Source organism: Frankia sp. CeRuru1 (assembly GCF_977966315.1).
On record NZ_CDWWEW010000337.1, the window covers coordinates 1 to 5579 of the forward strand.

Consider the following 5579-nt stretch of genomic DNA (forward strand, 5'->3'; position numbering starts at 1 on the left):
CTCCCGGGCCAGCCGGCCGACGTAGCCGACCAGGACCTCGCCGTTCGGAGCGAGGCTGCGGCGCAGTTCGTCGTCCCGGTGCGCCGGGTGGAAGCGTTCGAGGTCCACCCCCCGACTCCAGCGGGCGACCCGTTGCACGCCCTGGCTCAGGAGGGTGTCGACGGCATCCCAGGACGGCGCGAGGGTCCGGGCCGCGAGCCGGTGTACGATGGCCAGCCAGTGCCAGATCGTGCGTTCCGCGGTGGCCAGCCCGTAGCGGGCGGCGAACGCGGCGATGTCCGTCTGGTAGACGGCGATGCTCGGTATGCCGAGTCGCCGCGCCGCGAACACCGCCTGCGCCCCGAGGCCGGCGGGCGCCGCCAGATGGACGATGTCCGGGTCGAACTCCCGTAAGGCGGCGGGAAGCCCGGGCCACGGGACTGCGAAGCGAAACGCCGGGTAACCCGGTAGGGGAGCCGACGGCGCCCACAGCACCGGTGCGCCGGCGTGGCTGCGCGCCGCCGCGCGTCGGGCGGCGGGCGCCGGAGCCGGCGCGATGACCATCGCCTCGTGCTGCCGGTCCCGCAGGTGTTCCAGCACTCGACAGACCGTGTTCGTCACCCCGTCGACATGGGGGAGGAACGACTCGGTGATCACCGCTATGCGCACACGAGCACCGTGGCAGGGTATGGAGCCGTGCCGCAGACGGCCAGCCGACCGTTACATGAACGTTCTGGCACAGCTTGGTGCACCGTACGGGTGTACACGACCGGCTGTTCATCCGGTCGGCGGATCCGGGCCGGATTCCCGTCCAACATGGTGCCATCTGACACAGTGTCACCTGACATGGTGTTATTCGACACGATGTCATTTGACATAGTGCCACCTGACATAGTGCTATCCACCATAGTGTTACTTGACATGATGTCACGCGACATAGTGCAACATGATGCTATCCGACATGGTGTCGTTCGACACGGCGCCCGGCGGGCGCCATGGTTCCTGGTCCGCACCGTCGCACGCCGGCCGCCAGCATTTTCCCAGGGCGCCGGTGAGGAGGATATTTGGAGGCACGGGGCGGCGCACCGGTCGGGGAGTGAGAGCCATCGAGGTGTACGCGTGATGTTCAGGCGGCAGGACACGGTCCTGATCACGTCCGCGGCCCGGTCGCGGCAGTCGGACATCCATCGGCGGGAGGTGCGTTACCTCCTCTCGATGATGTTCCGGATGCTCTGCTTCGTGCTCGCCGTGGTCGCCTTCCACGGCTGGCTGCGGTTTGTCGCTGTCGCGATGGCCGTGATCATTCCGTGGGTCGCGGTGGTCATCGCCAATGGCGGTCCGGCGCCCGAACGCGACCGGCCCGCCAGCTACGATCCGGGCCAGCCGGCGGCGGGCGAGCCGCCGGCCCTGGAGGCCGATCCCCACCGGGTGGTCGACAGCGAGGGCTGGGTGGATGACGAGGGCTGGGTGCACGGCCATCCGGACCCACCGGGCCGGGACGGCAGCGGGCTCGGCGAGGCGCCCCTCTCCGGGCCGTCGGGTTGACGTCAGGTTGAGCCGGTGAGGTGCATCAGCTTCACCACTGACTACGGACTCGCCGACGGCTTTGTTGCAGCCTGCCACGGGGTGATCCTGCAGACGGTGCCGGACGCCCGGATCATCGACGTGACCCACCTGGTGCCGCCGGGGGACGTGCGGCGGGGGGCGGCCGTGCTCGCCCAGACGGTGGGTTCCCTGCCTCGGGGGGTGCACCTCGCCGTGGTGGATCCCGGGGTGGGCACGTCGCGCCGGGCCCTGGCACTGCGCGCGGTCGGCGGTCACCTGGTCGGGCCCGACAACGGCCTGCTGATCTCCGCGGCCGAGCGGTTGGGGGGGATCGAGGCCGCGGTCACGCTGGCGGTGCGGCCCGGAAGCCCCGCGACGTTCCACGGCCGGGACGTCTTCGCCCCGGTGGCTGCCGCCCTGGCGCGCGGGACGCCGCTCCAGGAGGTCGGTGAGCCGGTGGAGCCGGCGACCCTGGTCCGTCCGCGGGCGGCCCTGGCTCGGCTACGCCCGGATGGCACCGTGGAGACCGAGGTGGTCCTCGTTGACACGTTCGGCAACGTCCAGCTCGCGGCCTCCGGCGCGCTGCTCGGCGCGGCCGGGCTGCGCCCGCCGGGTCGGGCGGTGCTGCGACCGCTCCGGCGGGACCGCCCGACCCGGGCCGAGCAGGCGGCCGGGCCGCCCGCGGCCGCAGGCCCGATGGTTGAACTGGCGGTGGGGGTCACCTTCGGTTCCGTCGGCCCGGGGGAGGCGGTGCTCTACGTCGACTCGGCGGGGATGGCGGCCCTCGCCGTGCGCGACGGTGACGCCGCGCATGCCCTCACGCTTATGCCCGGCGACCGCCTTACGCTGCGCCGCTGGGACAGGCGTCCGGGGCGCCCACCGCCCGTCGGGTGACGGCACCGGTCAGCACCGGTCAGCACCGGTCAGCAGAATCCCGGGAAGGTCAGCCAGCTCGGCCCCGGGTCGGGAGCGTCATCGCGCAGGACCGTTCCCTCGATCTTGCCGTACGGCCGGTCCGCGGCGTAGTAGATCGTGTTGGGATTATCGAGCCCGAACGGTTCTAGATCAACCAGGAAGTGGTGTTTGTTCGGCATTGACAGGCGGATTTCGGCGACGTCGGCGTGCGCGGTCAGTGCCGCCTCGCCCATCCGGTACAGGGTCTGTTGCAGAGCCAGGCTGTGGAGGCTCGCGAAGGTGCTGACCAGAGCCGTCCGTATCCCGTCGAACAGCCGTCCGAAGCCGAGGTCTGACCGGGCGTAGCGCCAGCGGGCGGTGACCTCTGTCGCCAGGATGCGGTCTGTTGTCTCGGGCAGCGTGGTGTACCGGTCGCGGAGAAACCCCGAGAATTCCGAGCCGGTCGACTTCAGCAGGACCAGCCCGGCGAGTCCGGACACGACGAAGGCCGTGTCACGGTCGAGGGTGACGACCGTCGTCCTTTTCTCCCCAGCCGACCTGCTGAAGGCATGGTCGTGCGGCACCCCGTCCACCGGGATGCGGTCCCACCGGTACTGCTCGATTTCTATCCGGGCGCCGTCGATCCACGGGAGGGATCCGACGAAATGGTGACCCAGCCGGATCGCGAAATCCTCGATCTGGCCGATTCCGTGCTCGCGGGCGAAGGCGTAGACGGTGTTTTTCTGCGTGTCCGTGGTGAGCACGTGCGCATTGTCGCCGGACAGGTGCGCGGCGGCGAAGTCACCACGAAGCGTAGTGGAGACGTTCAGATCGGTGATCTGGTGCGCCGGTCCGTTCCGCGCTACGTGGACGAGACGGACCTCCGCCTTGCCATACTGATTGGGCCCGAGAACGATCGCCATGTGGCCTCCCTGTCGTGGGACGGTCATTTCCCTTATCCGGAGTGCGCTTTTCGCCCGGCCGGGTCGATCGGCCTGCCGCGGGTCCGACCGTCCCGGCGCGTCGTGCCGGCACCGGTGCGGGCCGGAGACCGCCGAACGTGGCCTGACCATTCTGCTGGACCGGGTGACCTCCCGGACCGACAGTGAGTTTCGCGCGCCCGGCTCGTGCCGTTCGTCGTGCCGTTCGTCCTCCGGCCCCTCGCCCCGGCCTGTCGCCGGGGTGCCCCTCCGGGCCAGGTGGACCGCGGGGTGGGATCACGCGGTGGTGACCCGTCCAGGTGGCTTCCGGTAATGGAAAGTCAGCGAGACGTCAATGGTCCCGCATGCCGGCGGTGCCGTGTACCGCCCGGTCGTCTCTGGTTGCGGAAACTCATCTGCACGGGTGACGGGTTGCGTCTTCTTTGATATCGCCGTGGGTTCTGGCCGTCGTTTCGGGTGGTCGGTGAAATGTCCTCCGGGCCGGGCAACTCGGGAAGGCGTTCGTGCGTCAGAAGGGGAGAAGGGGAGGGGTGTATGTGGGACGCCTGGAGAGTGCTACTCTCCGTATTAAGATTCTCGACGCTGGGTGATGCTCTTCCGGTTGGCGCCGTAGATTCCGCTGACCGAGGATACGTGGGGTTGATCTCTGGGTACCGTTCGGACGTAGCTTCCCGTCCGGCGACGCTGCCGGCGCGGCCTTCAAGAGGGGGCATTACATGTCTCGCTCGGTAATGATTCCCTCACGTATTTTCCGTGGGTGGGGTCGCTCGGCCCGGCTGGAATCCCGGCCGGCGGGATCGCCTGGTCGCCGGCCCCGGCGGTGGCCGGGGGGGACGCTTCTGCTTGCCGCGGTGCTGTCCGCGGCGGCCTGTTCCGGCGGGGGGGCATCACCGGCGCCGGCCGGGGCCACCCCCGCGCCGGATCCGGCGGCGAGCGTGACGGTCACGCCGGGGGACGGCGCCACCGGGGTGGCGCTGACCAGCCCGGTCGTCGTGCGCGGCAACGCCCCGCTGGCCGCGGTCTCCGTCAACCGGAGGGCGAGCGCGTCGGAGAAGACGGAGCCGGGGATACTGCTCGGTACCTTCTCGGCCGATCATCGGACCTGGACATCCTCCGGTGGGCTGTTCGCCGATTCGCGGTACGACGTCGAGGCGTCCACGTCCCCGGCGACGGGCATCGTCGGGACGACGTCGGTGCGGACCGGCTTCGTGACCGGCGTCCCGGCGAAGTCGTTCAAGGTCTCCTGGGAGCCGGTCGCGGGCCAGACCGTCGGGATCGGCGCGCCGATCAGCCTGACGTTCAGCGCGCCCGCGCCCAGTCGGGCCGCCGTCCAGAGCCGGCTGGTCGTACAGACCGATCCGCCGGTCCTCGGCGCGTGGAACTGGCTGTCGAACCGGGTCGTCATGTGGCGGCCGAAGGAGTACTGGAAGCCCGGGACGAAGGTGCACGTCGAGGCCAACTTCGCCGGCTACGACGCGGGCGGGGGCCGGCTGGGGGTCAAGGACCGGGCGATGGACTTCGTCATCGGCTCCGCCCAGGTCTCCAAGGTCGACTCGGCCACCCACACGATGAAGGTCTTCCGGGACGCGCAACTGCTGCGCACGATGCCGGTCAGCCTCGGCAAACCCAGTCTGCCGAGCATGGATGGCCCGCACAACGTGCTGGGTAAGTCAGCTGAAGTGATCATGGACTCGGCCACCGTAGGCATCCCCCAGGGCGACCCGGACTACTACTACGAGAAGGTCCAGTGGGCGGTCCACTACACCAGTGGCGGGCAGTACGTGCATTCCGCGCCCTGGTCGGTGCCCTCCCAGGGACGAGCCAACGTCTCCCATGGGTGCGTGAACGCCTCACCCGCCGACGCCCAGTGGTTCTACAACTTCACCCGGCTCGGTGACATCATCGACATCGTCAACACCGGTCGGCCGCCGGACACCTCACAGCTCGGCAACGCGTGGTCGGTCCCCTGGGCCACGTGGAAGGCGGGCAGCGCGCTGCCAGTGTCCGACCAGCTCGACTCCGCGGTGAGCCTCGACTCCGCGGTGAGCACCGTCACGCCCGGGCCTGCGGCCGCCATCCCCAGGACCGGCGCGGCGGGCGCCGGCGCCTGACCGGGCGATCGCGGGCCTCGCAGCCGCGGCAGCGTGGACGACGCCCGGCCCGACCAGCTCGGTGCCGGGCGTCGTCAATATGCGCCCTCGGCCGCTCCCACCGCGGTGG

The 5579-nt window shown here is 70.2% G+C and carries 5 protein-coding genes; 3 read left to right on the forward strand and 2 right to left on the reverse strand.

The features are described from left to right. On the reverse strand, positions 1–648 hold a 648-nt coding region (locus AC08OP_RS19655), incomplete at its 3' end, for a glycosyltransferase (protein ID WP_476615528.1). Between the two features lie 453 nt (positions 649–1101). On the opposite strand from AC08OP_RS19655, the gene AC08OP_RS19660 reads away from it, so the two are divergent. Both AC08OP_RS19660 and AC08OP_RS19665 read left to right on the forward strand, forming a co-directional pair. Then, positions 1102–1524, forward strand: coding sequence for a DUF3099 domain-containing protein (locus tag AC08OP_RS19660; RefSeq protein WP_476615532.1), 423 nt, complete (start codon positions 1102–1104; stop codon positions 1522–1524). Between the two features lie 15 nt (positions 1525–1539). After that, positions 1540–2418, forward strand: a complete 879-nt coding sequence (locus tag AC08OP_RS19665) for an SAM hydrolase/SAM-dependent halogenase family protein (RefSeq protein ID WP_476615529.1) — start codon at positions 1540–1542, stop codon at positions 2416–2418. A gap of 29 nt (positions 2419–2447) precedes the next feature. Here the strand turns inward: AC08OP_RS19665 and pucL are convergent, their stop codons facing one another. Then, a complete protein-coding gene (gene pucL / locus AC08OP_RS19670; protein ID WP_476615530.1) occupies positions 2448–3341 on the reverse strand; it encodes a factor-independent urate hydroxylase in 894 nt (297 codons plus the stop codon). Between the two features lie 953 nt (positions 3342–4294). On the opposite strand from pucL, the gene AC08OP_RS19675 reads away from it, so the two are divergent. Next, positions 4295–5470, forward strand: coding sequence for a L,D-transpeptidase (locus AC08OP_RS19675; protein ID WP_476615531.1), 1176 nt, complete (start codon positions 4295–4297; stop codon positions 5468–5470). Positions 5471–5579: the final 109 nt, after the last annotated feature.

Excerpts from the sequence above, each read along its gene's own strand:
- AC08OP_RS19660 (WP_476615532.1), top strand. The coding sequence starts at position 1,102 with ATGTTCAGGCGGCAGGACACGGTCCTGATCACGTCCGCGGCCCGGTCG.
- pucL (WP_476615530.1), bottom strand. The coding sequence starts at position 3,341 with ATGGCGATCGTTCTCGGGCCCAATCAGTATGGCAAGGCGGAGGTCCGT.